General features: G+C 67.9%; 24 protein-coding genes. 9 read left to right on the top strand and 15 right to left on the bottom strand.

Annotated features, from left to right (window positions below; genetic code table 11):
- Positions 1 to 9: 9 nt before the first annotated feature.
- Entirely contained in the window at positions 10 to 1,476 is a 1,467-nt protein-coding gene (locus A37E_RS0103490) for a form I ribulose bisphosphate carboxylase large subunit (protein ID WP_029555337.1), read from the bottom strand.
- 94 nt (positions 1,477 to 1,570) lie between these two features.
- Here A37E_RS0103490 and A37E_RS0103485 point away from each other — a divergent pair, with 94 nt between their 5' ends.
- Complete coding sequence (locus A37E_RS0103485) at positions 1,571 to 2,572, top strand: LysR family transcriptional regulator (protein ID WP_029555336.1); 1,002 nt, start codon at positions 1,571 to 1,573, stop codon at positions 2,570 to 2,572.
- Positions 2,573 to 2,646: 74 nt separating this feature from the next.
- On the opposite strand, the gene yidC is transcribed toward A37E_RS0103485, so the two are convergent.
- The 8 genes from yidC to A37E_RS0103445 form a co-directional block, all read right to left on the bottom strand.
- A complete protein-coding gene (gene yidC, locus A37E_RS0103480) occupies positions 2,647 to 4,488 on the bottom strand; it encodes a membrane protein insertase YidC (RefSeq protein ID WP_024280419.1) in 1,842 nt (613 codons plus the stop codon).
- Positions 4,481 to 5,050, bottom strand: coding sequence for a ribonuclease P protein component (gene rnpA, locus A37E_RS26305; RefSeq protein WP_245279262.1), 570 nt, complete (start codon positions 5,048 to 5,050; stop codon positions 4,481 to 4,483). The genes yidC and rnpA overlap by 8 nt, the downstream gene beginning before the upstream one ends.
- 44 nt (positions 5,051 to 5,094) lie before the next feature.
- The gene (rpmH, locus tag A37E_RS0103470) at positions 5,095 to 5,229 is read right to left on the bottom strand and encodes a 50S ribosomal protein L34 (protein ID WP_024280417.1); all 135 of its coding nucleotides are present in this window, start codon (positions 5,227 to 5,229) and stop codon (positions 5,095 to 5,097) included.
- Positions 5,230 to 5,463: 234 nt separating this feature from the next.
- Entirely contained in the window at positions 5,464 to 7,893 is a 2,430-nt protein-coding gene (gene pheT / locus A37E_RS0103465) for a phenylalanine--tRNA ligase subunit beta (protein ID WP_029555334.1), read from the bottom strand.
- 12 nt (positions 7,894 to 7,905) lie between these two features.
- The gene (gene pheS / locus A37E_RS0103460; protein ID WP_029555333.1) at positions 7,906 to 9,018 is read right to left on the bottom strand and encodes a phenylalanine--tRNA ligase subunit alpha; all 1,113 of its coding nucleotides are present in this window, start codon (positions 9,016 to 9,018) and stop codon (positions 7,906 to 7,908) included.
- Positions 9,019 to 9,218: 200 nt separating this feature from the next.
- Positions 9,219 to 9,581, bottom strand: a complete 363-nt coding sequence (gene rplT, locus A37E_RS0103455) for a 50S ribosomal protein L20 (RefSeq protein WP_024280414.1) — start codon at positions 9,579 to 9,581, stop codon at positions 9,219 to 9,221.
- A gap of 28 nt (positions 9,582 to 9,609) precedes the next feature.
- Entirely contained in the window at positions 9,610 to 9,810 is a 201-nt protein-coding gene (gene rpmI / locus A37E_RS0103450; protein ID WP_024280413.1) for a 50S ribosomal protein L35, read from the bottom strand.
- A gap of 257 nt (positions 9,811 to 10,067) precedes the next feature.
- Entirely contained in the window at positions 10,068 to 10,631 is a 564-nt protein-coding gene (locus A37E_RS0103445; protein ID WP_029555332.1) for a BA14K family protein, read from the bottom strand.
- Positions 10,632 to 10,827: 196 nt separating this feature from the next.
- Here A37E_RS0103445 and A37E_RS26785 point away from each other — a divergent pair, with 196 nt between their 5' ends.
- Entirely contained in the window at positions 10,828 to 11,547 is a 720-nt protein-coding gene (locus A37E_RS26785; RefSeq protein WP_280938454.1) for a BA14K family protein, read from the top strand.
- A gap of 122 nt (positions 11,548 to 11,669) precedes the next feature.
- Here A37E_RS26785 and infC read toward each other — a convergent pair whose 3' ends face one another.
- The gene (infC, locus tag A37E_RS0103440) at positions 11,670 to 12,194 is read right to left on the bottom strand and encodes a translation initiation factor IF-3 (protein ID WP_024280411.1); all 525 of its coding nucleotides are present in this window, start codon (positions 12,192 to 12,194) and stop codon (positions 11,670 to 11,672) included.
- A gap of 321 nt (positions 12,195 to 12,515) precedes the next feature.
- On the opposite strand from infC, the gene A37E_RS0103435 reads away from it, so the two are divergent.
- From A37E_RS0103435 to A37E_RS0103425, 3 genes are all read left to right on the top strand, one after another.
- A complete protein-coding gene (locus tag A37E_RS0103435) occupies positions 12,516 to 13,382 on the top strand; it encodes a DUF3108 domain-containing protein (protein WP_156026229.1) in 867 nt (288 codons plus the stop codon).
- A 264-nt stretch (positions 13,383 to 13,646) separates the two neighbouring features.
- The gene (locus A37E_RS0103430) at positions 13,647 to 15,050 is read left to right on the top strand and encodes a glutamine synthetase family protein (protein ID WP_029555330.1); all 1,404 of its coding nucleotides are present in this window, start codon (positions 13,647 to 13,649) and stop codon (positions 15,048 to 15,050) included.
- Between the two features lie 43 nt (positions 15,051 to 15,093).
- Positions 15,094 to 16,395, top strand: a complete 1,302-nt coding sequence (locus A37E_RS0103425; RefSeq protein WP_029555329.1) for an FAD-binding oxidoreductase — start codon at positions 15,094 to 15,096, stop codon at positions 16,393 to 16,395.
- A gap of 12 nt (positions 16,396 to 16,407) precedes the next feature.
- Here A37E_RS0103425 and A37E_RS0103420 read toward each other — a convergent pair whose 3' ends face one another.
- From A37E_RS0103420 to A37E_RS0103410, 3 genes are all read right to left on the bottom strand, one after another.
- Positions 16,408 to 16,761 carry a hypothetical protein gene (locus A37E_RS0103420; protein WP_024280407.1) on the bottom strand — a complete coding sequence of 118 codons (354 nt, stop codon included), beginning with the start codon at positions 16,759 to 16,761 and terminating at the stop codon, positions 16,408 to 16,410.
- A 170-nt stretch (positions 16,762 to 16,931) separates the two neighbouring features.
- A complete protein-coding gene (locus A37E_RS0103415) occupies positions 16,932 to 17,675 on the bottom strand; it encodes a TerC family protein (RefSeq protein WP_029555328.1) in 744 nt (247 codons plus the stop codon).
- Complete coding sequence (locus A37E_RS0103410; protein ID WP_081837427.1) at positions 17,676 to 18,641, bottom strand: lipid kinase; 966 nt, start codon at positions 18,639 to 18,641, stop codon at positions 17,676 to 17,678.
- Positions 18,642 to 19,298: 657 nt separating this feature from the next.
- Here A37E_RS0103410 and A37E_RS0103405 point away from each other — a divergent pair.
- On the top strand, positions 19,299 to 20,012 hold the full coding sequence (locus A37E_RS0103405) for a TetR/AcrR family transcriptional regulator (RefSeq protein WP_024280405.1): 714 nt from the start codon (positions 19,299 to 19,301) through the stop codon (positions 20,010 to 20,012).
- Between the two features lie 3 nt (positions 20,013 to 20,015).
- On the opposite strand, the gene A37E_RS0103400 is transcribed toward A37E_RS0103405, so the two are convergent.
- Both A37E_RS0103400 and A37E_RS0103395 read right to left on the bottom strand, forming a co-directional pair.
- Positions 20,016 to 20,465, bottom strand: coding sequence for a VOC family protein (locus A37E_RS0103400; protein WP_029555325.1), 450 nt, complete (start codon positions 20,463 to 20,465; stop codon positions 20,016 to 20,018).
- A 10-nt stretch (positions 20,466 to 20,475) separates the two neighbouring features.
- Positions 20,476 to 21,858 carry a PA0069 family radical SAM protein gene (locus A37E_RS0103395; protein WP_245279261.1) on the bottom strand — a complete coding sequence of 461 codons (1,383 nt, stop codon included), beginning with the start codon at positions 21,856 to 21,858 and terminating at the stop codon, positions 20,476 to 20,478.
- Between the two features lie 169 nt (positions 21,859 to 22,027).
- Between A37E_RS0103395 and A37E_RS0103390 the strand changes: the two genes are divergently transcribed.
- The 3 genes from A37E_RS0103390 to A37E_RS0103380 are packed head-to-tail and all read left to right on the top strand — an operon-like array spanning position 22,028 to position 23,835.
- A complete protein-coding gene (locus A37E_RS0103390) occupies positions 22,028 to 22,180 on the top strand; it encodes an aa3-type cytochrome c oxidase subunit IV (RefSeq protein ID WP_024280402.1) in 153 nt (50 codons plus the stop codon).
- A 36-nt stretch (positions 22,181 to 22,216) separates the two neighbouring features.
- Positions 22,217 to 23,380, top strand: coding sequence for a Re/Si-specific NAD(P)(+) transhydrogenase subunit alpha (locus A37E_RS0103385; RefSeq protein WP_029555323.1), 1,164 nt, complete (start codon positions 22,217 to 22,219; stop codon positions 23,378 to 23,380).
- Entirely contained in the window at positions 23,380 to 23,835 is a 456-nt protein-coding gene (locus tag A37E_RS0103380) for a proton-translocating transhydrogenase family protein (RefSeq protein ID WP_024280400.1), read from the top strand. The genes A37E_RS0103385 and A37E_RS0103380 overlap by 1 nt, the downstream gene beginning before the upstream one ends.
- Positions 23,836 to 23,845 lie beyond the last annotated feature (10 nt).

Below are 23,845 nucleotides of genomic sequence, written 5' to 3'. Positions count from 1 at the left end.
CTCTTCTCCTCAGGCGACGGACGCGGTGGGCACGAAGTCGGACGTGTCGGTGGAGGCGTAGTTGAAGGTCACCTCGCCCCAGGTATCGAGGGCGGCGCGCAGCGGCTGGCACCACTTGGCGGCCTCGACCAGGATTTCCGGGCCTTCGTTCTTGATGTCCCGGCCCTCGTTGCGGGCAAGGATCATGGTTTCCAGCGCGACGCGGTTGGCGATGGCGCCGGCCTGGATGCCGTCGGGATGGCCGATGGTGCCGCCGCCGAACTGAAGCACCACGTCCTCGCCGAACAGGTCGATGAGCTGGTGCATCTGGCCGGCATGGATGCCGCCCGAGGCCACCGGCATGACCTTGCGCAGGCCCGCCCAGTCCTGATCGAAGAAGATGCCGCGGGTGTAGTCGGTCTTGGTCACGTCCTCGCGGCAGACGTTGTAGTAGCCCTGCACGGTCATGGGGTCGCCTTCCAGCTTGCCCACCGCGGTGCCGGTGTGGAGGTGGTCGACGCCGGCGAGGCGCAGCCACTTGGCGATGACGCGGAACGAGATGCCGTGGCCCTTCTGGCGCGTATAGGTGCCATGGCCCGCACGGTGCATGTGCAGCAGCATGTCGTTTTCGCGGCACCAGTTGGAGATGGACTGGATGGCGGTCCAGCCGACGATGAGGTCCACCATCACCACCACGGAGCCCAGCTCCTTGGCGAAGTCGGCGCGGCGGTACATCTCTTCCATGGTGCCGGCGGTGATGTTGAGGTAGTGCCCCTTCACCTCGCCGGTCTCGGCCTGCGCCTTGTTGACGGCTTCCATGCAGTAAAGGAAGCGGTCACGCCAGTGCATGAAGGGCTGAGAATTGATGTTCTCGTCATCCTTCACGAAATCGAGGCCGCCCTTGAGGCCTTCGTAGACCACGCGGCCGTAGTTCTTGCCAGAAAGACCCAGCTTCGGCTTGGTGGTGGCGCCCAGAAGGGGGCGGCCGAACTTGTCGAGGCGCTCGCGCTCCACGACGATACCGGTGGGCGGGCCGCGGAAGGTCTTCACATAGGCGACGGGGAGGCGCATGTCCTCTAGGCGGCAGGCCTTCAGCGGCTTGAAGGAGAAGACGTTGCCGATGATCGAGGCGGTGAGGTTGGCGATGGAGCCTTCCTCGAACAGGTCGAGCTCATAGGCGACCCAGCAGAAATACTGACCCGGCTGCCCCGGCACCGGCTCCACCTTGTAGGCCTTGGCGCGGTACATGTCGGCGGCGGTGAGGCGGTCGGTCCACACCACGGTCCAGGTGGCGGTGGAGCTTTCGCCGGCAACGGCCGCGGCGGCCTCGACCGGGTCCACGCCGTCCTGGGGGGTGACGCGGAACAGCGCGAGGATGTCGGTGTCCTTGGGCTGGTAGTCGCCATCCCAATAGCCCATCTGGGCATATTTCAGCACGCCTGCGGCGTACCTCTTCTTGGCGTCCTTGATCTGCCCGATGGCGGCGTCGGCACCCATGATGGCGGCCCTCCTGTTTGTTGAGGTGACCTTGCCCCCGCGCCGATTTCAGGTAAATTTAAATGATATGAAGTAGGCATTCAGGAAATCTGAAGTGGCGCCCCACTGGACCCTTCGACAGCTCCGCCTCGTGGCTCTCGCCGCGGCCTCCGGCTCCTATGCCAAAGCCGCGCAGGACATGGGTTTGAGCCCGCCCGCCGTCACCGCTCAGATGAAGGCTCTGGAGGAGGACATCGGCGTTCCGGTATTCGAGCGGGTGGACGGGCGTCTGCGACCGACCGCCGCTGGACAGGAGCTTCTTTCCGCTCAGGAGCGCATCGCGCGTGCCTTGTCGGAGGCGGAGCGGGCCATTGCGGCGCTGAAGAGCCCCGAGCGCGGTTCGGTGGTGGTGGGGGTGGTCTCCACGGCCAAATACTTCGCCCCCATGGCCCTCGCCGCCTTCCGCCGACGTCGGCCGGAAATCGAGCTGCGGCTTATCATCGGCAACCGCGAAGACATCATCCGGGGCATTGTGAGCCTTGATTTCGACGTGGCCATCATGGGCCGTCCGCCGCCGTCGCTGGAGGCGGAGACGCGGCTGATCGGCGACCATCCGCACATCGTCGTGGCGCCCGTCGACCATCCCCTGTTCAAGCGGCGCAAGCGAATCACCGCGGCCGATCTCACCCGCGAATCGCTGCTGGTGCGCGAGCCGGGATCGGGCACGCGCATCCTAATGGAGCGGGTGTTCGAGGAGGCGGGGGCGCCCAACCCGCCCATCGCCATGGAGATCGGCTCCAACGAGACCATCAAGCAGTCGGTGATGGCCGGCCTCGGCCTCGCATTCATCTCCGCCCACACGGTGGCGGCGGAGGTGGCGGACGGCCGGCTGCGGGTGCTGGAGGTGGAGGGGCTGCCGGTGGTGCGCCAGTGGCTGGCGGTGCGCGCCCGCGACAAGCGCCTGCTGCCGGCCGGACAGGCGCTGATGGATTTCCTCGAGCGCGAAGGGGCGAGCTTCCTGCCGCAGATGCCGGGCGGGGAGGGCGGGCGCTGCTATCTGCCGGACCATGTCTCCGGCAGCACCCCTGCGAAGGCTGTAGCCCGCGATCCGGTTTGAGAGCGCCCCGAAACGAAAGACGCCGCGCTCCTTGGGGGGGCGCGGCGTCCTGACGTCGGGGTGGTGACGGGAGGCTATCCCTTGGCCGCCGATTTCTTGCCGAAGCCGAGGGCGCCCTTGATGTTGTCCCACAGCTCGATCTTCACCCCGTTGCGCCGCATGATGACGGCCTGCTGGGTGACGGAGAGCGTGTTGTTCCAGGCCCAGTAGATCACCAGGCCGGCGGCGAAGTGCGCCAGCATGAAGGTGAAGATGATGGGCATCCAGTTGAAGATCATCTGCTGGGTCGGGTCCGGCGGGGCCGGGTTCAGCTTCATCTGCACCCACATGGTCACGCCCATGATGAGCGGCCAGGCGCCGAGCAGGAGATAGCTGCCGATGACCGGCACGGAGCCCGGATCCCACGGGATGAGGCCGAACAGGTTGAACACCGTGGTCGGGTCGGGCGCCGAGAGGTCGCGGATCCAGCCGAAGAACGGCGCATGCCGCATCTCGATGGTGACGAACAGCACCTTGTAGAGGGCGAAGAACACCGGGATCTGGATCAGGATGGGCAGGCACCCCGCCACCGGATTGATCTTCTCCTTCTTGTACAGCTCCATCATCGCCTGCTGCTGCTTCACCTTGTCGTCGGCGTAGCGCTCGCGGATGGAGGTGAGTTCCGGCTGCACCGCCTTCATCTTCGCCATGGAGGCGTAGGACTTGTTGGCCAGCGGGAAGAAGATGCCCTTGAGCAGCACCGTCACCACCAGGATGGCGACGCCGAAATTGCCGACGACGCGATAGATCCAGTCGATGACGAGGAACAGCGGCTTGGTGATGAAATAGAACCAGCCCCAGTCGATCAGCCGGTCGAAGCGGTCGATCTTGTAGGACTCGGCGTAGCCGTCCACCACCTGAACCACCTTGGCGCCAGCGAAGAGCTGGCCGGAGGAGGCGATCTTGCTGCCCGGCTCCACCGTGAGGGGCTGGGCGAGATAGTCGGTCTGGAAGGTCTGAACGCCGTTGATCATGGCGGAGGAGAACTTGGCGTCCACCTTCACGCTCTGGTCGGGAATGACGGTCGCCGCCCAGTATTTGTCGGTGATGCCGAGCCAGCCGCCGGTGGCGGAGAAGGCGAGCGGCTTCTCCTTGTCCATCTTGGCGTAGGTGACTTCCTGCAGGCCGTTGTCGCCGAGGACACCGATCAGGCCCTCATGCAGGATGTAGAAGCCGGCCACGTGCGGCACGCCGTGCCGCGAGACGAGGGCATAGGGATAGAGGGTGGCCGAGGCGGAACCCTTGTTCTCCACCTCGTCCTTCACCGCGAACATGTAGTGGTCGTCGATGGTGAAGGTACGGCGGAAGGTCAGGCCCTGCCCGTTGTCCCAGGTGAGGACGAGGGGGGTCTTCTCGGTCAGGGTGGCGCCGGGCTGGGCGGTCCAGAGCGTGTCCGGGCCGGGCACCGCGACGCCGGCGCCGGCGGCCGAGGTCCAGCCGAATTCCGCATAGAAGGGATTGGGACCGCCGGACGGCGACAGGAGCACGATGTTCGGGCTCTTGGGGTCCACCGTCTCGTGATACTCGGTCAGGAGCAGGTCGTCCGCGCGAGCGCCGCGCAGCGAGATCGAACCGCTGAGGCGCTGGGTGGCGATGGGCGCGCGGGGAGAGGCAGCGATGGCCTCGGCCCGGGTCAGCGCCCGGCCGGCGCCCGGCGCGCCCGTCTGGGGCAGGCCCGCGGGGGTCGTTCCCGGAGCGGCACCCGGTGCCGGCGTGGTGTCGGACTGGGCCTGCTGCTGCGCCTGCTGGACGATTCGCTGCTGCTCGGCGGCCTGCCGCTGCTTTTCCGCCTGCGGAATGCCGAAGAAGAACTGCCAGCCGATGAGGATCGCCATCGACAGGCCGATGGCGATGAACATGTTGCGGTTTTCACTCATGCCGGAGGGTCTCCGTCGGCGGCATCGTCAAATCGGGAGTGTGCAAGCCGGCATCGCCAGCGGAGCGTGCCGCGTCCTTAGACGCCGGCAGCGACTCTTTTAAGACCCGCGGTGCGCCCTGTCGGGACCGCGCCTTGTCTTTCGGGAGGGTATCCTTGGAAGCCCGGTCCTTGGGAGCCCTCTCTTTGGGGGCCTTGGGCGCGTGCAGCTTGCGCACGGCGCGCTCCATCTCGGACACGAGGCTGTCGAAGGGGGTGCGCAGCGAGGCCTCGCGGGCCACCAGCACATAGTCGAAGCCGGGTCGCCCGGCTTCCGGCAGCACCTGCCGCACGGCCTCGCGGAGGCGGCGGCGGATGCGATTTCGCACGACGGAATTGCCGGTCTTCTTGGTCACGGTGAAGCCGACGCGCACACCTGCCCCATCGCCGCGATCGCAGCCCTGCATGAGGAAGGAGGCGACGCCGGCACGCTCGGCCTTGGCCGCAGCGAGGAAATCACGGCGTTTCTTGAGACGGTCCAGCCGGCGGAGACGATCCGGATTGAAGTCCGAGGGGCGTTCCACGTTGGACGGCTCCCGAAGTCGGGCAGCTCCGCGAGGGTCCACCCTCAGGCGGACAGGCGCTTGCGGCCGTGGGCGCGGCGGGCGGCAATGATCTTGCGGCCGTTGCGGGTCTCCATGCGCGCACGGAAGCCGTGGCGGCGCTTGCGCACGAGCTTGCTGGGTTGATAGGTGCGCTTCACGGTCAAATCTCCAGATGTCTTGAGGCCGTCTTGCGGATCGGACCCCAGCAGCGGCGCTGCGACGGCGATGGTTCGCTGCTGCCCGGCTTGCGGCCCGATCCCTAAGGATCACGCGGCAATGAAGGCTGGGCTCCGGCCGCCGCAGCCGCCTGAGTTCGGGCTCGGCTTATAGGGGCAGCGGCGGCGCGCGTCAATCCAAAGCATGGGGACAACACGCGCCGCCGGCGCTTCTCGTCAGGCGCGCAGCGTGGCGCCCGTCTTCTTCGCCACTTCCGCGACGATCCGGCCGGCGACTTCCTCGATCTCCTTGTCGGTGAGCGTGCGCTCGCGCGGCTGGAGCGTGACTTCCACGGCCACCGACTTCTTGTCGGGATCGATTCCCTTGCCCTCGTAGAGGTCGAACACGCCGACGCCGGTGACGAGCTTCTTGTCCGCGCCCTGTGCGGCCTTGAGGATGTCAGCGGCGGCAACGTCCCGGCCCACGAGGAAGGCGAAGTCGCGCTTCACCGCCTGGAAGGGCGAGAGGTCGAGATTCGGCTTCACCCGCGTCGCCTTGGCCTTGGGCTCCGGGATCTTGTCGAGCACGATCTCGAAGGCGACCAGCGGCCCGGTCACGTCCAGGGCCTCCAGCACGGCGGGATGGATCTCGCCGAAATGGGCCATGGCGTTGGAGCCGAGGCGCAGCGTGCCGGACCGGCCGGGGTGGTACCAGCCGGGGGCATCGGTGGTGACCTGCAGATTCGCCACCGGCGCCCCGCAGGCTGCAAGCGCGGCAAGCGCATCCGCCTTGGCGTCGAAGGCATCCACCGCCGCCGCATTGCCCGCCCAGTGGCGTCCGCCACCCGAGGGCTTGGCCGTGCCTCGGCGCACGCCGGAGGCAGCCTGGCGCTGGTCGCCGGGACCATCGCCGAGGAAGACCTGTCCCACCTCGAACAGGGCCACGTCGCCCGCCCCACGCGCCGCATTGGCGCCGGCTGACCGGATGAGGCCGGGCAGGAGGCTCGGGCGCATGTCCGAGAGGTCGGAGGCGATGGGATTCGACAAGGCGAGGGCGTCCGCGCCGCCGCCGAACAGCTTTGCAGCCTCCTTGGACACGAAGGACCAGGTGACCGCTTCCACCATGCCCCGCGCCGCCAGCGAGCGGCGGGCCTTGCGGCTCCTCAGCTGGAGGGTGGTCAGCACCGCCTTGCGGGCATCCGCCCCGCGCGGCAGCTCGGTGGAGGGCACGCGCTCGAGGCCGAGGATGCGCACCACCTCTTCCACGAGGTCCGCCTTGCCCTCGATGTCGCCGCGCCAGGACGGCGGCACCACCTCAAGCACCGGCGCCGCGCCGGAGACGGCGAAGCCGAGCTTCTCCAGCACGCCGCGAATCTCGTCCTCGGAGGCTTCCAGCCCGGTCAGCCGCTTCACCTCGGTGAGCGGGAAGGCGATGGTACGGGCGGTGTCGGGGATGGTGCCGGCCAGCACCATCTCGGACGGCTCGCCGCCGCACAGCTCAAGGATGAGGTGGGTGGCGAGGTCGAGGCCGGGCAGGGTGAATGCGGGGTCGACACCACGCTCGAAGCGGAAGCGGGCATCGGAATTGATGCCGAGCTTGCGCCCGGTCTGGGCGATGTTGATGGCGTCCCAGAGCGCCGATTCGACCACCACGTCCGTGGTGCTCTCGTCGCAGCCCGAGTCTTCGCCGCCCATGATGCCGGCGAGGCTCTCCACGCCCCTGTCGTCGGCGATGACGCACATGCTCTCGTCGAGCGTGTAGGTCTTGCCGTCGAGCGCCAGCAGCGTCTCGCCGCCCTTGGCCCGGCGCACCACGAGGTTGCCCGTCACCTTCTTCAGGTCGAACACGTGGAGCGGGCGGTTGCGGTCGAACGTCATGAAATTGGTGACGTCCACCAGCGCGTTGATGGGGCGCAGGCCGATGGCGCGCAGGCGGTCCTGCAGCCACTGGGGGGAGGGGCCGTTCTTCACCCCCTTCACCACCCGAAGGGCAAAGGCCGGGCAGAGCGGCGAGGTCTCGCCGAACTCCAGCGTCACCTTCAGCGGGGCGGGGAACGTGCCCTCGACGGGCTTCACCCGCGGCGCCATCAGCTCGCCGAGATCGGCGGCGGCGAGGTCGCGGGCAACGCCGGAGACACCAAGGCAGTCGGCGCGGTTGGGCGTCACGGCGATCTCGATCACCGGGTCGTTCAGCCCCAGCACCTCCGCGAAGGGCGCACCCACGGGGGCGTCCTCCGGCAGCTCCAGGATGCCGTCATGCTCCTCCGAAAGCCCCATCTCGCGGGCCGAGCAGAGCATGCCGCGGCTTTCCACATCGCGGATCTTGCCGATCTTCAGTTCCAGCCCCGACGTGGGGATGACCGTGCCCGGCGCGGCGAAGACGGTCTTCAGCCCCGCCCGCGCATTCGGCGCGCCGCACACCACCTGGATGGGGTCGCCCGGTCCCCCCTTTCCATCGCCGATGGAAACGGTGCAGACGCGCAGCTTGTCCGCGTTCGGGTGCTTCTCGGCGGTGAGCACCTCGCCCACCACGAAGGGCGCGAGCTGCTTCGCCTTGTCCTCAACGCCCTCGACCTCAAGGCCGATGAGGGAGAGGCGCTCCACGATCTGGTCGAAGCTGGCGGTGGGCTCGAGGTGATCCTTGAGCCAGGAGTAGGTGAATTTCATGGGTCCTGCTCCTTACGCGCTCAGGCCGCCGGCGAGGGTGGGGAAGTCCAGCGGGCGGAAGCCGTAGTGGGAGAGCCAGCGCACGTCGGCCTCGAAGAAGGCGCGAAGGTCGCTCATGCCGTACTTGAGCATGGCGATGCGATCGATGCCCATGCCCCAGGCGAAGCCCTGGTACTCGTCCGGGTCGATGCCGCAGTTGCGCAGCACGTTGGGATGCACCATCCCGCAGCCGAGGATTTCCAGCCAGTCCGAGCCCTCGCCGAAGCGGATCTCGCCGGGGCGGGAGCGGTCGCACTGGATGTCCACTTCCATGCTGGGCTCGGTGAAGGGGAAGAAGGAGGGGCGGAAGCGCATCTTCACGCCTTCAACCTCGAAGAAGGACTTGCAGAACTCCTCCAGCACCCACTTGAGGTGGCCGAGGTGCGCGCCCTTGTCGATCACCAGCCCCTCCACCTGATGGAACATGGGCGTGTGGGTCTGGTCCGAATCGCAGCGATAGGTGCGGCCGGGGCAGATGACGCGGATGGGCGGCTTCTTCGCCTGCATGGTCCGCACCTGCACGGGCGAGGTGTGGGTGCGCAGCACCTTGCGCTCGCCGTCCGCGCCGGGGGGCAGGAAGAAGGTGTCGTGCATCTCGCGGGCCGGATGGCCGGCGGGGAAGTTCAGCGCGGTGAAGTTGTGGAAGTCGTCCTCGATGTCCGGCCCTTCGGCCACCGAGAAGCCCATGTCGGCGAAGATAGCGACCAGCTCTTCCGTCACCTGGGCGATGGGGTGGACGCGGCCGGTCTCGGCCGCCGCCTCGCGCACGGGAAGGGTCACGTCCACCCGCTCGGTGGCGAGGCGCGCCTCCAGAGCGGCGCTCTTCAGGGCCGCGCGGCGGTGGGAGAGGAGGCCCTGCACCGCGTCGCGCAGGCCGTTGATGGCGGGACCCATCACCTTGCGCTCGTCCGGGCTCATGCCGCCCAGCGACTTCAGCAGTTCGGAGACCGATCCCTTCTTGCCGAGGGCGGCGATGCGCACCTCCTCAAGGCCGGCCTCGTCCTGCGCGCGCAGGATGGCGGCGGAGAGGCTCTCCTGAAGGTCTTCGAGGGCGCTCGGATCGGTGGCGGATGGTGTCGCGGACATGGGCCTATCCCGGAAAACGAAAAGGCCGGCGGAGGGGCCGGCGTCGGGTCGCGCCGCTTATAGACGGGCCGCGCCCAATGGCAAAAGCCCCGGACGGATGATCCGCACGGGGCTCTTGAAGGTCTCGGAAAAGACGGGAGGAGAAAGCGCTGCGCTGTCGCCGATCCGGCGAGGGCAGCGTTTCGGGCGAGGGCCGCCTCTCAGACGAGAGCGGCCTTGGCCTTCTCCACCAGGGCCTTGAACGCGTCGGGCTCGTGGATGGCGATATCCGAGAGCACCTTGCGATCGACCTCGATCCCGGCCTTGCCGAGACCATCGATAAATCGCGAATAGGTCAGGTCGAGATCAAGCGCGCGCACACCCGCGTTGATGCGCTGGATCCAGAGCGCGCGGAAGTTGCGCTTCTTCACCTTGCGATCGCGGTAGGCATACTGCATCGACCGTTCGACGGCCGACTTCGCAGCGCGGATGGTATTCTTGCGGCGGCCGTAAAAGCCCTTTGCGGCTTTGTAGACCTTCTTGTGCTTGGCGTGTGAGGTAACGCCACGTTTCACGCGGGCCATGGAAAAGCTCCTTCAGATCGCAGTGGCGTCAGCCGTTCGGCAGGAACGACTTGCGGATGACCTTGCCGTCGCACTCGGCGAGGATGGTCGTGCCGCGCTGGTTGCGGATCTGGTTGTTGGTCCGCTTGATCATGCCATGGCGCTTGCCGGCCTGACCCGCGATCACTTTTCCCGTACCCGTCAGACGGAAGCGTTTCTTCGCTCCCGACTTGGTCTTCATCTTGGGCATTTGGCTCTCCGTGGCATGGGTCCTCGCCCGCGAGGGCGGTGGACGCTCAGCCTCTTGTTGCTGTTGAGCGGTATGAACCCGCGCGGCAGCCCTTAATCGCCGGCGAGTTCGAAGGCGGCAGTCGTTACAGGAGCGGGAGCATAAAGGCAAGGGCCGGGCCGCCGAAGCGGGGGGAAGGAAGCCCTGAAAGGCCGGCCGCGCATGAAAAAAGGCCGCCGCGCTGGGCGGCGACCTTCTCTTATCACATGCCGACCGTCTCAGGGGCAGGGGTGCTGAAGCCCGTCATAGCCGGTGTAGGTGCCGGTGGCCGGGTTGTAGGAGCGGAATCGCTGGGCGCAGTAGGACACCGCGTCATTTCCACCGGAATTCGCCGCTGCCGCGCCGGCCGCCGCGCCGATGGCGAGGCCTGCGATGCCGGCCGCGATCCACGCGCCGTTGTTGTTGCGATAGTACCAGCCGCCGTTGCGCCAATAGGGCCGTCCCCAGCGGGCGTGATAGCCGTGCCGGGGGCCATGCCAGCCGGGCCGACCGTAACCGGGCCGACCATAGCCCGGCCCCCGAACCGGGCCGCGCACGGCGTGTCCCGGACCGCGCCCGGGGCCACGCACAACCGGGCCCCGGTGGGGTCCGCCACGTCGCGCCTGCACTTCGTCCGGTGCGGCGGCCTGAACGTTCATCGATGCGGCACCGGCCCGCAACGCCTGGGCGGAAGCGGCCGGTGCCGTCGCCACGGCGGCCACACCGACGCTGGAAGCGACGAGGGCCGCGGAGGTGAGGCCGACGGTGATCCGCCGGAAGGTCTTGCGTAACAGATGGGGCATACCGAACTCCTTGTGATGTCAGGTCAACGCCCCAGAGGACGGAGGGATGCCTTCCGTCACGCATGCGTGATCGTCGACGGCAGATGTGCGTGGAAATGCACCAGTTCGCCGCTTTCCAGCCGCAAGTTCCGCTACGTCCGCGAAACATTCGACACAAAGGCCGCTGAAGATAGAAAGTGTTGAGGGAGTGAAGATCATGTTCGGCACAAGAAGGGTGGCATTGTTTGCCGCGGCGGCTGTCGCGGGAGGCATGCTTTCGCTTTCGGTTCCCGTCGCGAATGCACAAGCGCTGCGCCTTGGCCTTGCCAATCCCGCGATGGCCAATGTGGGCACCGTGGAGCAGGTGGCTTGGCGCGGCGGCGGCGGCCCGCGCGTGGGCGCCGTGCGCATGGGCGGGCCTCGCGTCGGCTATGGTGGTCGAGGTTATGTCGGCCGCCCCGGCTTCGTGGGCCGCCCCGGTTACGTCGGTCGTCCCGGTTACGTGGGTCGTCCCGGCTACGTGGGGCGCCCGGGTTACGTGGGCCGTCCCGGCTATGTCGGTCGTCCCGCTTACGCCGGCGGTTGGGGACCGGGCCGTCCCGGCTGGGGTCCTGGCCGTCCCGGTTGGGGTCCCGGTGGGCCGGGCTGGGGTCATCCGGGCTGGCGCCCGCCGCCGGGCGCGTGGGGTCCGGGGCCGTGGCGTCCGGGCTGGGGCTGGTATCGTCCCGGCTGGGGCTGGGGCTACTACAACAATACCGGCGCGTGGATCGCACTCGGCGTCGCCAGCGGTCTGGCCCTGGGCGCCGTGGCGGCGGCCAATGCGGAGCCGGTCTACACCAACGATGCGGTGGCCTACTGCATGTCGCGGTTCCGCTCGTACAACCCGGCGACTGGCACCTACACGGGCTACGACGGGTACCAGCACCCCTGTCCCTGAGGGACGCGCGACCGCACTGTCGGCCGCGATCCCGACGGCCCAAGGGTCGCAAACCCGGTGCCTGAACGAGAAAAGCCCGGCGCGCTGCGCCGGGCTTTTTCTTTAATGCCCCCGATCCCGCATCAACGCGGGGCGAGAATCATAATCATCTGCCGGCCTTCGAGCATGGGCTCGGCCTCGACCTTGGCGACGGTCGAAACTTCTTCCTTGAGCTTCTGCAGCAGCTTGTAGCCGATGTCCTGGTGCGCCATCTCGCGACCGCGGAAGCGCAGGGTGACCTTCACCTTGTCGCCTTCCTCGAAGAAGCGCTGCATCGCCCGCATCTTCACGTCGTAATCGTGATCGTCGATGCCGGGACGGAGCTTGATCTCCTTGACCTCGACCACCTTCTGCTTCTTGCGCGCCTCGCTGGCCTTCTTCTGGTTCTGGTACTTGAAGCGGCCGTAATCGAGGATCTTGCAGACGGGGGGCGCGGAATTGGGGGAGATCTCCACGAGATCAAGCCCGGCTTCCTGCGCCAATGTCAGCGCATCGCGGATTGCTACCACGCCGCGGTTCTGACCGTCCTGGTCGATCAGCTGGACTTCGCGGATGCGGATTTCCTCATTGACGCGCGGTCCATCCTTCTCCGGCGCGACGGGTCTCATAGGGCGGCGAATGGCTTCAGCTCCTTGGCAATCAACACGATCCCCCGAGGTAGACAGGCCGCGGCGCCGGTCCTTGCCGTCGTCTGCGCAACCCGCCTCTCAGGGTAGGCTGGAAAGATCGTGACAAACCGCCGTAAAGTCAATGACCCATGCGGATTCGCGCGGCATTGCCGAGGCGGCTGCCGGCGGGTTCCGCCCGCGGGCGGTCCGGCGGGGCTGCCAGCCGGTCCGGCGATGGGCCACAGTTCAGCCGCCTTCCCTGTGCATGCCTCTGGGACACGGGTCCGCCGGCCCCCCGGACGTCTCCTTCCGGATTCTGCAATGACGACGCCCCCGATGACCGCTCCTTTGCTCCGTTTCCGGCGCCGCGCCGGTGCCGCCATGGCCGGCCTGCTCCTTGCCGCTGGCCTTGCCGGTCCCGCCCGTGCGGACGGACAGTTCAATGCCAAATATGTGCTCTCCGTGGGCGGGGTCGAGCTTGGCCGCGGGTCCATCAAGGTCGAGGCCGGGGACCAGACCTACGAGATTTCCGGCTCCGCCCGTGTCACGGGCGTGCTGCGTGCCGTGTCGTCCGGCAAGGGCGTTGCCGCCTCGCGCGGCACCATCTCCGGCGGCAAGCTGGTGCCGAAGGTCTACGCGCTCAACGCCGAGGCCGATGGCAAGGCGGAGACCGCGCGCCTCGCCATGGCCTCCGGGGCGGTGAAGGAGATGGAGGTGGAGCCGCCGTTCAAGCCGGCCGCCGACCGCGTCCCCATCGAGCAGGCGGTGCTGCAGAACATTCTCGACCCCATGAGCGGCGCCTTCGTCTATGTGCCCGGAACCGGCGACATGGTGTCCGCCGCGGCCTGCGCCCGCTCCGTCCCCGTGTTCGATGGCCGCCAGCGCTACGATCTCGTCCTCACCTATCAGCGCACCGAGACGGTGAAGGTGGCGGGATATGCCGGCTCGGCCGTCGTGTGTTCGGTGCGCTACCAGCCGGTCGCCGGCCACCGGCCCACCCGCTACACCGTCAAGTACATGGCAGAGAACAAGGATATCTACGTCTGGCTGGTGCCCATCGCCGGCACGCGCCTGATGGCGCCGTTCAGGGTGTCCGTCGCGACCATGATCGGCACCGCCCTGCTGGAAGCCACCTCGCTGGAGACCGAGGCGAAGGCCGGCACGGTGCCGGTGAACGCGCCGCGCTGAGCGGTTCCCCGAATCCGCTACCACTGAGGCCGAGGCCCAACATCTCGTAGGGGGAGAAGCGGGAACACGGCCGGCGCTGCGATTCGATCGTGATTCGTTCGATGGCTGTTCCGAGGCGGCCCGCGTGCCTGTCCCGGACCGGAACATCGCCGCCGCACTGCATCTTTCCCGAACGTGAGCCTTGCCGCTACCGCGTCGCGTTGACACTGACGGCGGCGCAGGTGTTCCCTGATCGGGCGTGAGCGGTTCACGCCCGAGGACATCATGTCGAAACGCAGCAAGGGTGCGCAGAAGGCTCAGGCAACGGCCCCGCGGGGTGTGACATCGCTGACGGAAGCCAAGGCCTGGATGGCCAGCCGGGGCATCACCGAGATCGAATGCACCGTTCCCGATCTGGCCGGCGTCGCCCGCGGCAAGATCATGCCTGCCTCCAAGTTCTTCTCCTCGCCCGTGATGAACCTGCCGCTATCGGTCTTCTTCCAGACCATTTCCGGCGAGTATCCCGATTACGAAGGGCTGGTCGATTCGGTGATCGCCGACAGCGACCTCGTGCTGGAGCCGGACCTCGCCACCTTGTGCTCGGTGCCGTGGGCGCAGGACCCCACCGCCCAGGTGATCCACGATGCCTATCACCGCGACGGGCGCCCGGTGGAGCTCGCCCCCCGGCAGGTGCTGCGGCACGTCATCTCGCTCTACGAGAAGAAGGGCTGGAAGCCGGTGGTGGCGCCGGAGATCGAGTTCTATCTCGTCGAGCCCAACACCGATCCCGATTACCCCCTGAAGCCGCCGGTGGGCCGCTCGGGCCGGCCGGAGATCGGCCGCCAGTCCTATTCCATCCAGGCGGTCAACGAGTTCGATGCCCTGTTCGAGGACATCTACGACTATTCCGAGGCCCAGGGGCTGGAGATCGACACGCTGATCCACGAGGACGGCGCGGCGCAGATGGAAATCAACCTGCGCCATGGCGATCCGCTGGTGCTGGCGGACCAGGTGTTCCTGTTCAAGCGCACCATCCGCGAGGCGGCGCTCGCGCACAAGATCTATGCGACCTTCATGGCCAAGCCCATCGCCAACGAGCCGGGCAGCGCCATGCACATCCACCAGTCGATCCTCAACACCGCCACCGGGGGCAATTTGTTCTCGGACGAGGACGGCGACCCGACGCCGGAATTCTTCTCCTTCATCGCCGGCCACCAGAAGTACCTGCCGGCGGTCATGTGCATCATGGCGCCCTATGTGAACTCCTATCGCCGGCTGACGCGCGACTCCATGGCGCCCATCAACCTGCAATGGGGCTACGACAACCGCACCGCCGGGCTGCGCGTGCCGCCGTCCACCCCCGAGGCGCGGCGGCTGGAGAACCGGGTGCCGTCGTCGGACGCCAATCCCTACCTTGCCATCGCCGCCTCCCTCGCCTGCGGCTATCTCGGCCTGACCGAGAACCTGCGCGCCACGGACCCGATCGAGGGCGACGCGAAGAATCTCGATTTCGATCTGCCCCGCGGACTGCTCGAGGCGGTTGCAGCGTTCCAGGACAACGAGGCCCTGGCCGAGGTGCTGGGGGCGCGGTTCGTCTCCGCCTTCGCGGCGGTGAAGCAGGCCGAGTTCGAAACCTTCATGAGGGTGATCTCGCCCTGGGAGCGGGAGTACCTTCTGCTCAACGTGTGAGGCCGTCCCGGTGCACCAAGAGAACAAGAAGAAGGAAAGCGCCATGCACCGGGTCGCCGCACCACTCAATCCGGCCGGCCACGCCCGGTCCTGGTATACCGCGACGGCCACCGCGTTCCCCGCCTTCTCGCCCTTGAAGGGCGCGGTGCGGGCCGACGTGTGCATCATCGGTGCCGGCTATACGGGCCTGTCCGCCGCACTGCATCTGGCTGAGTCGGGGTTCAAGGTGGTGGTGCTGGAGGCCGCGCGGGTGGGCTCCGGCGCCTCGGGGCGCAACGGCGGGCAGCTCCACAGCGGCCAGCGCCGCGGGCAGGACTTCCTGGAAAAGGCCGTCGGGCTTGAGGACGCCCGCAAGCTGTGGGACCTCGCAGAGGAGGGCAAGGCGCTGGTGCGCAACCTCATCGCCCGGCACGACATCCCCTGCGACCTGCGCGACGGCCTGATCCTCGCCGACCACAAGGCACGCTACGTCCCGGACAGCTACGACTATGCCCGCTCGCTCGCGGCGGACTACGGCTACGACGCCCTCGTGCCGCTCTCGCGCGACGAAATCCGGGCGCTGGTCGGCACCTCGGCCTACTATGGCGGCCTGCTGGACAAGGGCGCGGGCCACCTGCACCCGCTCAACTTCGCCCTCGGCCTCGGCTCCGCCGCTATCGCGGCGGGGGTCGAGATTCACGAGGGGACGCGGGTGGTCAAGGTGAGGGACGAGGCCGGCGTGACCGTCTCCACCGACGGCGGCGGCAGCGTGGTCGCCGATTTCCTGCTGGAATGCGGCAACGGACTGATGGACGGGCTCGACCGGCGGGTGGACGCCCATGTCATGCCCATCTGCAACTATATCGCCGCCACAGAGCCCCTCGGAGAGTTGGCGCAGGAGATCATCGCCAACGACGCGGCCGTGGCGGACAGCCGGTTCGTCATCAACTATTTCCGCCTCTCCGCCGACGGCCGGCTGCTGTTCGGCGGCGGCGAAAGCTATCGCCGCGGGCTGCGGCCGGACGTGGCGGACTTCGTGCGGCCCTTCATGCTGCGCATCTTCCCGCAGCTCGGCGAAGCGCGCATCGACTATGCCTGGGGCGGCGTGCTGGCCATCACCATGACGCGCCTGCCCTTCGTGCGGCGGGTTTCCCCGAACGTCCTCGTCTCGGCCGGCTACAGCGGCCAGGGCGTGGCGCTGGCGCCGCTGTTCGGCAAGATCCTCGCCGAGGCGGTGCAGGGCCAGCTCTCGCGGTTCGATCTGCTCGGCCGCCTGCCGGTGCCGCCCTTTCCCGGCGGCACCCTGCTGCGCACCCCGCTGATGATGGCGGGTCTTAGCTACTACGCCCTGCGCGACCGGCTCTGAGCCCGCCCGGCCTCAGTTCAGGCCACCCAGCCGCTTGGCCTCGGCGAGCGCCTTGAGGCAGCCGGCCTCGTCGCCCGCCGCCTGCAGGTTGATGGCCTGGTTGAGCGCGCCGAGGGCGCCGGAGTCCGGCTGGGTCAGGCCCGCCGCGGCGAGCGAGCCCGGCGTGGCCTGGCGGTCGGTCTGCGCCGCAATGGACTGGTCCTGCTCCGGCGGCTTCTTGGGGTGGGGCAGGCGCTCCTTGAGCGCTGCCTGAACCGTAACGATCTGCTCCAGGCAGGCCTGCGCGCGCGCCGGGGCGGCAGACGCGATCAGCACCAGCGCCGGCACCAGCGCGACGGCGAAACGGGACGCGGAAAAATGAGCCATTCTCGACCTCGGCCACAGGATGCGGGGCGGCGGACTGCCGGCGACGCCCCTTTGAGTCGCGGGCCGATCCGCCCGCCCCGCGAGCATAACCATGCCCGCGGTGCGTTGGAATGCGGCGGCGCGACCGGATGGCGCGGCGCGCGCCGCGTCTTGCATGGGGCCTTCCCGTCTCAATGCCTCGCACCCGCCGTGCGGCGGCGGCGGACCAGCATGTTCAGGCCTTCGATGGCCGTGGAGAAGCCCATGGCGGCGTAGACGTAGCCCTTGGGGACGTGGGCGCCGAAGCCTTCGGCGATCAGCGTCATGCCGATCATGATGAGGAAGCCCAGCGCCAGCATCACCACGGTGGGGTTCGCCTCGATGAAGCGGGCCAGCGGGTCCGCGGCGAGCAGCATGCAGGTCACGGCGGCGATCACGGCGATGACCATGATCGGGATGTGCTCGGTCATGCCCACGGCGGTGACGATGCTGTCGATGGAGAACACGATGTCGAGCATCAGGATCTGCACGATGGCGGCGGTGAAGCCGATGGTGATCTTGCTGTCCTTGACGTCCTCCGCATGGGTCTGCGGGTCCACGTTGTGATGGATCTCGGTGGTGGCCTTCCACACCAGGAACAGGCCGCCGGCGATGAGGATGAGGTCGCGCCACGAGAAGCCATGGCCGAACACCTCGAAGATGGGCGCCGTCAGCCGCACGATGATGGCGATGGTGCCGAGCAGGGCGAGGCGCATGATGAGCGCGAGGCTGATGCCGATGCGCCGCGCCTTGCTGCGGTATTGCTCCGGCAGCTTGTTGGTGAGGATGGAGATGAAGATCAGGTTGTCGATGCCGAGCACGACTTCCATGGCCACCAGCGTCACCAGGGCGACCCACGCGGCGGGATCGGCTGCGAGTTGGAGGAGGTAGTCCATCTAGGGGGTGCCTTCAGCGAGGGGTTGCGAGGAATTCTGGACGCCGCCGGTCTGGGGCCAGGTCTGGGGCGGGATCTGCGGCGGCGCGTGGACACGGATGGCGGCAGGGCGGATGCTGAAATGCGCCGGGGTGAAGGTGACGAGTTCGCCGTCGGTATTCACAGGGCGCGGACGGCTGGTGCGCACAACGACCTTCTTCGTCCGGAAGGCGCGCACGTCGTCCCACTGGCCCTGCGTGCCGTCGCGGAGCGAGGGCAGGAGGGCCAGAAGGCGCCACCAGTGGTCCACCTCCAGGCTGTAGAAATCGAGCTGCCCGTCGTCGGCCGTGGCGCTCGCCTCCACCGTCAGGCCGCCGCCGTAGTGGCGGCCGTTTCCCACCGATACCTGAAGGGTGCGCACGGCTTCGGCCGTCCCGTCGTGCTCGATGTAGGCGGTGAACAGGCGCGATTGCATGAGGAGGCGGGCGGCGACGATGCCGTAGCCCACCACGCCGAAATAGCGCTTGGCCTCCCGCGTGAGCGCGCGGGCAAGATCGGCGGAAAAGCCGATGCTTGCCACGTTCAGGAAGGGATGACCGTTCACGTCGCCCAGGTCGATGAAGCGGGGCGCGTGGTCGAGGATGACCCGCGCCGCCGCCAGCGGATCAGTGGGAATGGAGAGGGTGAGGGCGAAGTCGTTCGCCGTGCCGAGCGGCAGCACCCCTAGGGGAAGCTGGGTGTCGTAGAGGCCGGACGCCGCCGCATTGAGCGTGCCGTCGCCACCGCCGAGGATGACGAGATCGACCTCGGGCGCACGGGTGCGCAGCACATCCGAGACTTCGCCTGACGGCGGCAGCGGGGCTTCGAGAAGATCGATGCCGGTCTCAAGGACGGCGCGCACGGCATCGAGCGGCAGAGCGCCGTTGCGGGCGTGCGGATTGACCATGAACAGCGCACGCCGTCGGCTCTTTGGGCCTTGTGCGGTCATGCTCAAGCGGGTCTCGGCGATGCGGAGGGAACCATGGGGCCTCTGGACGGAGCGCGGATATCACGCCTGATCCGACATCACGCAGGAGACCTGCGCCAGAGGGGCCCGGACCGGTGAGCGAGGAAATAGGGGCTTTAGCCCGTTCACCAAAGGGGATGTGGCGGAATGTCGCGGCGGGGCGGCTGCGGCTCGGGCGGAAGGGCGGCCGGCGGGACATTCGGGGGGAGGGGCCGATGGAAACAGAGGGAGGAGAGCGGGGGCGTTGCTCTCCTCCCTCTCGCATCAGTCAGGACCAGGGTTGCGGCACCGGGTCATGACCGAACCGATCGGCGGGAAAGGAAGGGAGGAGAGCGGGGGCGTTGCTCTCCTCCCTCGGTTCGTTCAGCGCGTGGGTTGCGGTTCCAAGCGATGACCGAACGGTTTGGTTCGATGAATATTGACATAGCGCACCGCTTTCGGTCATGCAAGAACGAACTGAACGGTTCGGTCAGAAAAGTTGTGTCCCGCCCCTCCCCAAGGGAAGGCGGGGCCTTCGCGGAGGGCAGCGTGTGTCATCGTTGCCATGGCCGCGGCTGAAGGCGCCGGGAAGGCGTCAACGTGCTTGCGCAGAGCCCGCGCGATCGCGGAGAACGAAGACAAGAGGAAGAGATCGGCGGAATGACGGACAGCGAAGGCGATATCGCACTCAAGCCGCAACAGGCGGCCGGCCGGGAGGATTGCGGCCCGTGTGATGCGCATGAAGCCGGCTCCGGCGCGGGCCAGGACCCCGAGAAGCGTAGCCAGATCCTCTCCGGCGCGCGGCAGGTGTTCTTCGATCGCGGCTTCGATGCCGCCAGCATGGGCGACATCGCCCGCGCGGCCGGCGTCTCCAAGGGCACGCTCTACGTCTATTTCGAGAACAAGGAAGACCTGTTCGCCGAGCTCGTCTCCAGCGAATGCGGCGAGACCGCCGAGCGCATGTTCGTGGTGAATCCCGACGAAGCGGACATCGAGGCGGCGCTCACCGAGATCGGCCGCTCCTTTGTCACCGCCATCCTGCGGCCCAGCAGCATCGCCCTTCTGCGGACCGTCATCTCCATCTCCGGAAAGTTTCCGGACGTGGGCCGCCGCTTCTTCGAAGCGGGGCCGTGCGAGGGGATTACCCGTCTCTCGGTGTTCCTGAAGGCCAAGGTGGAGCAGGGGCTGCTGGATATCGAGGATGTGAACCAGGCGGCGAGCCAGTTTCTCACCCTCTGCAAGGATGGCGTGACCATTCCCGTCCTCGTCGGCGCACCGGATGCGCCCGATCCGGCGGTGGTGGAGAAGTCGGTGCGCGGTGCCGTCCGCGTGTTCCTGCGCGCCTATGGCAGCGACCGCCGCACGGCGCCCTGAAGGTCACGCGCCGGGCAGCATCAGCCGGCCCTCGGCATCGAACGGAAAGAAGGGATTGTGGGCGACCTCCCACAGATGCCCGTCGGGGTCGGCGAAATAGCCGCTCGTTCCGCCCCAGAACACCTTCTGCGCCGGCTTCACCACGCGCCCGCCCGCCGCCTCCGCCCGCGCGATCAGGGCCTCGGCCTCCTCCGGCGATCCCACATTGCAGGCGAGCGTGAGGCCGGCGAAGGGCTGCGGCGGGGTATCCGCCAGCGTCGCATCCTCGGCGAGGCGCCCGCGCGGAAAAAGGCTCAGCACTACATTGCCCGCATGGAAGAAGGCGACATTGCCGGCTTCTCCTTCTCCGGCCTTGCTCTCCACAAGGCCGAGGGCGCGATAGAAGGCGGCGGCGCGCGACAGGTCGGACACGCCGAGCGTGACGAGGTGGAGCCTGAGATCGGGTGCGGTCATGCTGGGCTCTTCAAGCGAACAGGTCGAGCTGCTCGCCCGCCTGCTTGGGGTGGCGGAAGTGTGCGGTGGTCAGCTTCAGTCCCCGCCCAGCGAGGCCGAGGCGGCGGGCGGCGATCTCGAACCTGCGGCCCACCGTCCAGGCATAGGGGCCTTCCCCCCGCCCCCTCTTGCCGAAGGTGGAGTCGTAATCCTTGCCGCCGTGCATCTGGCGGATGAGGTTCAGCACGTGGCGGGCCTTGTCCGGGAAATTGGCCACCAGCCATTCCCGGAACAGGTCGGCGATCTCCAGCGGCAGGCGCAGCATCACATATCCGGCCTCGGATGCCCCGGCGGCCTTTGCAGCGTCGAGGATGCGCTCGATCTCCATGTCGTTCAGCGCCGGGATCAGCGGCGCGGTGAGGACCGCGGTGGGAATGCCGGCGTCGGCGAGCCGGCGGATGGTGCCGAGGCGCACATGGGGACTGGCGGCGCGCGGCTCCATGGTGCGGGACAGGTGCGGGTCGAGCGTAGTCATGGAGATGGCGACCTTGGCGAGGCCCTTTTCCGCCATCGGCCCGAGGATATCGATGTCGCGCACCACCAGCGCCGATTTGGTGACGATGCCCACCGGATGGCCGAAGTCCGCCAGCACCTCCAGGATGCGCCGCGTCAGCTCATAGCGCCGCTCGATGGGCTGGTAGGGATCGGTATTGGTCCCCATGGCGATGACGCGCGGCTTGTAGGAGGGGTGCGACAGCTCCCGCGCCAGCAGTTCCGGCGCGTCCGGTTTCACGAACAGCTTGGTCTCGAAGTCGAGGCCGGCGGAGAGGCCCTGATAGGCGTGGGTGGGCCGCGCGAAGCAATAGATGCAGCCGTGCTCGCAGCCCCGATAGGCGTTGATCGAGCGGTCGAAGGCGATGTCGGGGGACTGGTTGCGGGTGATGATGGTGCGCGCCCGCTCCTCCGTCACCTCGGTGCGGAAGGGCGGCAGGTCTTCCAGCGTCTGCCAGCCGTCGTCGAACAGCACGCGGGCGGCGGGCTCGAAGCGCCCGGCGGCGTTGGAGACCGCGCCCCGGCCGCGCCGCCGTTCCGCCTCGACGCCGGTCCCGACCTCGCCGTCCAGCGCCGGCGGCAGGGCAGGAGGCGGCGCTCGGCGCTCCTCGGCGAGCCGGCCCATGATCCGATCGTTCCGGGTCTTCACCGGCGGCGAGGCGATGCGCGCCTCGCCGGAAACTGCCTTGGGCTGTGCCGCCTTGGCGGAAGCCGTCTTGGCAGGAACAGCCTTGGCAGGAACGGCCTTGGGCGATGCCGTCCTGGCGGCCTTCAGGGCGGGAGCGATCGGCGCGGCAATTGGTCCCCCCGGAACGGGCGGGGCGGCTGTGCGCGGGCCGTGGGAATCGGATGCGGGGCTCATGCTTAAAAAGCTAGCACCGAAGACGGAACATAACAAGAACATGTGGCGCGACGCGAGGGGCTCGCGGGCCACGCCGTTCAATCTGGCATACTGTACACCAGAAGGCAGTTGCCAGACATTCCCATCTCCGGTAAAGGCGTCAGAAGACGCTTAGGAGCAGGGGGATAAGATGGCTGAACACGCCACGATCGAATACGCCACGGCAGACGGTAACGATTATCCCGAGCACGAGCGCACCTACGCCATGTTCACCGCCCTCGCCAAGTGGGGCACCATCGGCGTTGCAGCCATCCTCGTCCTGATGTGGATTTTCCTCCTCTGACCCGCTGAGCGGCCGGAGCACCGGAGACATCAAGAAATGAAAATCGCTGTTCCCGCCGAGATCGATCTCGGCGAGCCGAGGGTTGGCGCGACCCCGGATACGGTGAAGCGTCTCGTCGCACTGGGCGCATCCGTGACCGTGGAGAGCGGCGCGGGCGTGAAGTCCGGCATTCTCGATTCCGACTTCGTGGCGGCAGGGGCCACCATCGCCCTGTCGGCGGCGGATGCGCTGAACGGCGCCGAAGTCGTACTGAAGGTTCGCCGGCCGACGGAAGCCGAACTTTCGTCGTACAAGCCCGGCGCGCTCGTCCTCGCCATCATGGATCCCTATGGCAATGATGCGGCGCTCGCCGCCATGGCCAATGCCGGGATCGCCTCCTTCGCCATGGAGCTGATGCCCCGCATCACCCGTGCGCAGGTGATGGACGTGCTCTCCTCGCAGGCGAACCTCGCCGGCTATCGCGCGGTGATCGACGCGGCCGCCGAGTTCACCCGCGCTCTGCCGCAGATGATGACCGCCGCCGGCACCGTTCCGGCCGCGCGCGTCTTCGTCATGGGCGCCGGCGTCGCGGGCCTCCAGGCCATCGCGACGGCCCGCCGCCTCGGCGCCATCGTGACCGCCACCGACGTGCGGCCCGCCGCCAAGGAACAGGTCGCCTCGCTGGGCGCCAAGTTCGTCGCGGTGGAGGACGAGGAGTTCAAGCAGGCCGAGACCGCCGCCGGATACGCCAAGCCCATGTCGGCGGAGTATCAGGCCAAGCAGGCTGCCCTCGTCGCCGAGCACATCAAGAAGCAGGACATCGTCATCACCACCGCCCTGATCCCGGGCCGGCCTGCGCCGCGCCTCGTGACAGCGGAGATGGTGGCCTCCATGAAGCCGGGTTCCGTGCTGGTCGACCTCGCGGTCGAGCGCGGCGGCAACGTCGCCGGTGCGGTGGCGGGGCAGGTGGTCGAGGTGAACGGCGTCAAGATCGTCGGTCATCTCAACGTGCCGGGCCGCATCGCCGCCTCGGCCTCGCCGCTCTACGCCAAGAACCTGTTCAACTTCTTCGAGACGATGGTGGACAAGGCGTCGAAGGCGCTGGCCGTCAAGTGGGACGACGAGCTGGTGAAGGCCACGCTCCTCACCCGTGACGGCGCCGTCGTGCATCCGAACTTCGCACCCAAGAATCCCGCAGCGACCAGCGAGGGAGCGGCCTGATGAACCCCGCCACAGCCCAGACCGCGGCGGATGCCGCAATGCAGGCCCGCACCGCCGCCGAGATCGCGCGGCAGGCGGCGGAAGCCGCGCAGCTCTATGCCGACCAGGCGGCCTCTGCCCTCGGCGCGGCGGCCCATGCGGCGACCGGAGGGGCCATCGACCCCTTCGTGTTCCGCCTCTCCATCTTCGTGCTCGCGGTGTTCGTGGGCTATTACGTGGTGTGGTCGGTGACCCCGGCGCTGCACACCCCGCTCATGAGCGTCACCAACGCCATCTCGTCGGTGATCGTCGTGGGCGCGCTGCTCGCTGTCGGCGTGACCACGGTGGGCGATTCCAGCCACGCCTGGGGCGCGCGCATCTTCGGCTTCGTGGCGCTCGTCTTTGCCTCGGTGAACATCTTCGGCGGGTTCATGGTGACCAGCCGTATGCTCGCCATGTACTCCAAGAAGAAGTGAGGCGAGGCAC

This window comes from Xanthobacter sp. 91, assembly GCF_000702385.1.
Lineage (GTDB): Bacteria > Pseudomonadota > Alphaproteobacteria > Rhizobiales > Xanthobacteraceae > Xanthobacter > Xanthobacter aminoxidans.
The sequence above is the reverse complement of the archived record's forward strand: the minus strand, read 5'-3'. Positions and strand labels throughout refer to the sequence as shown.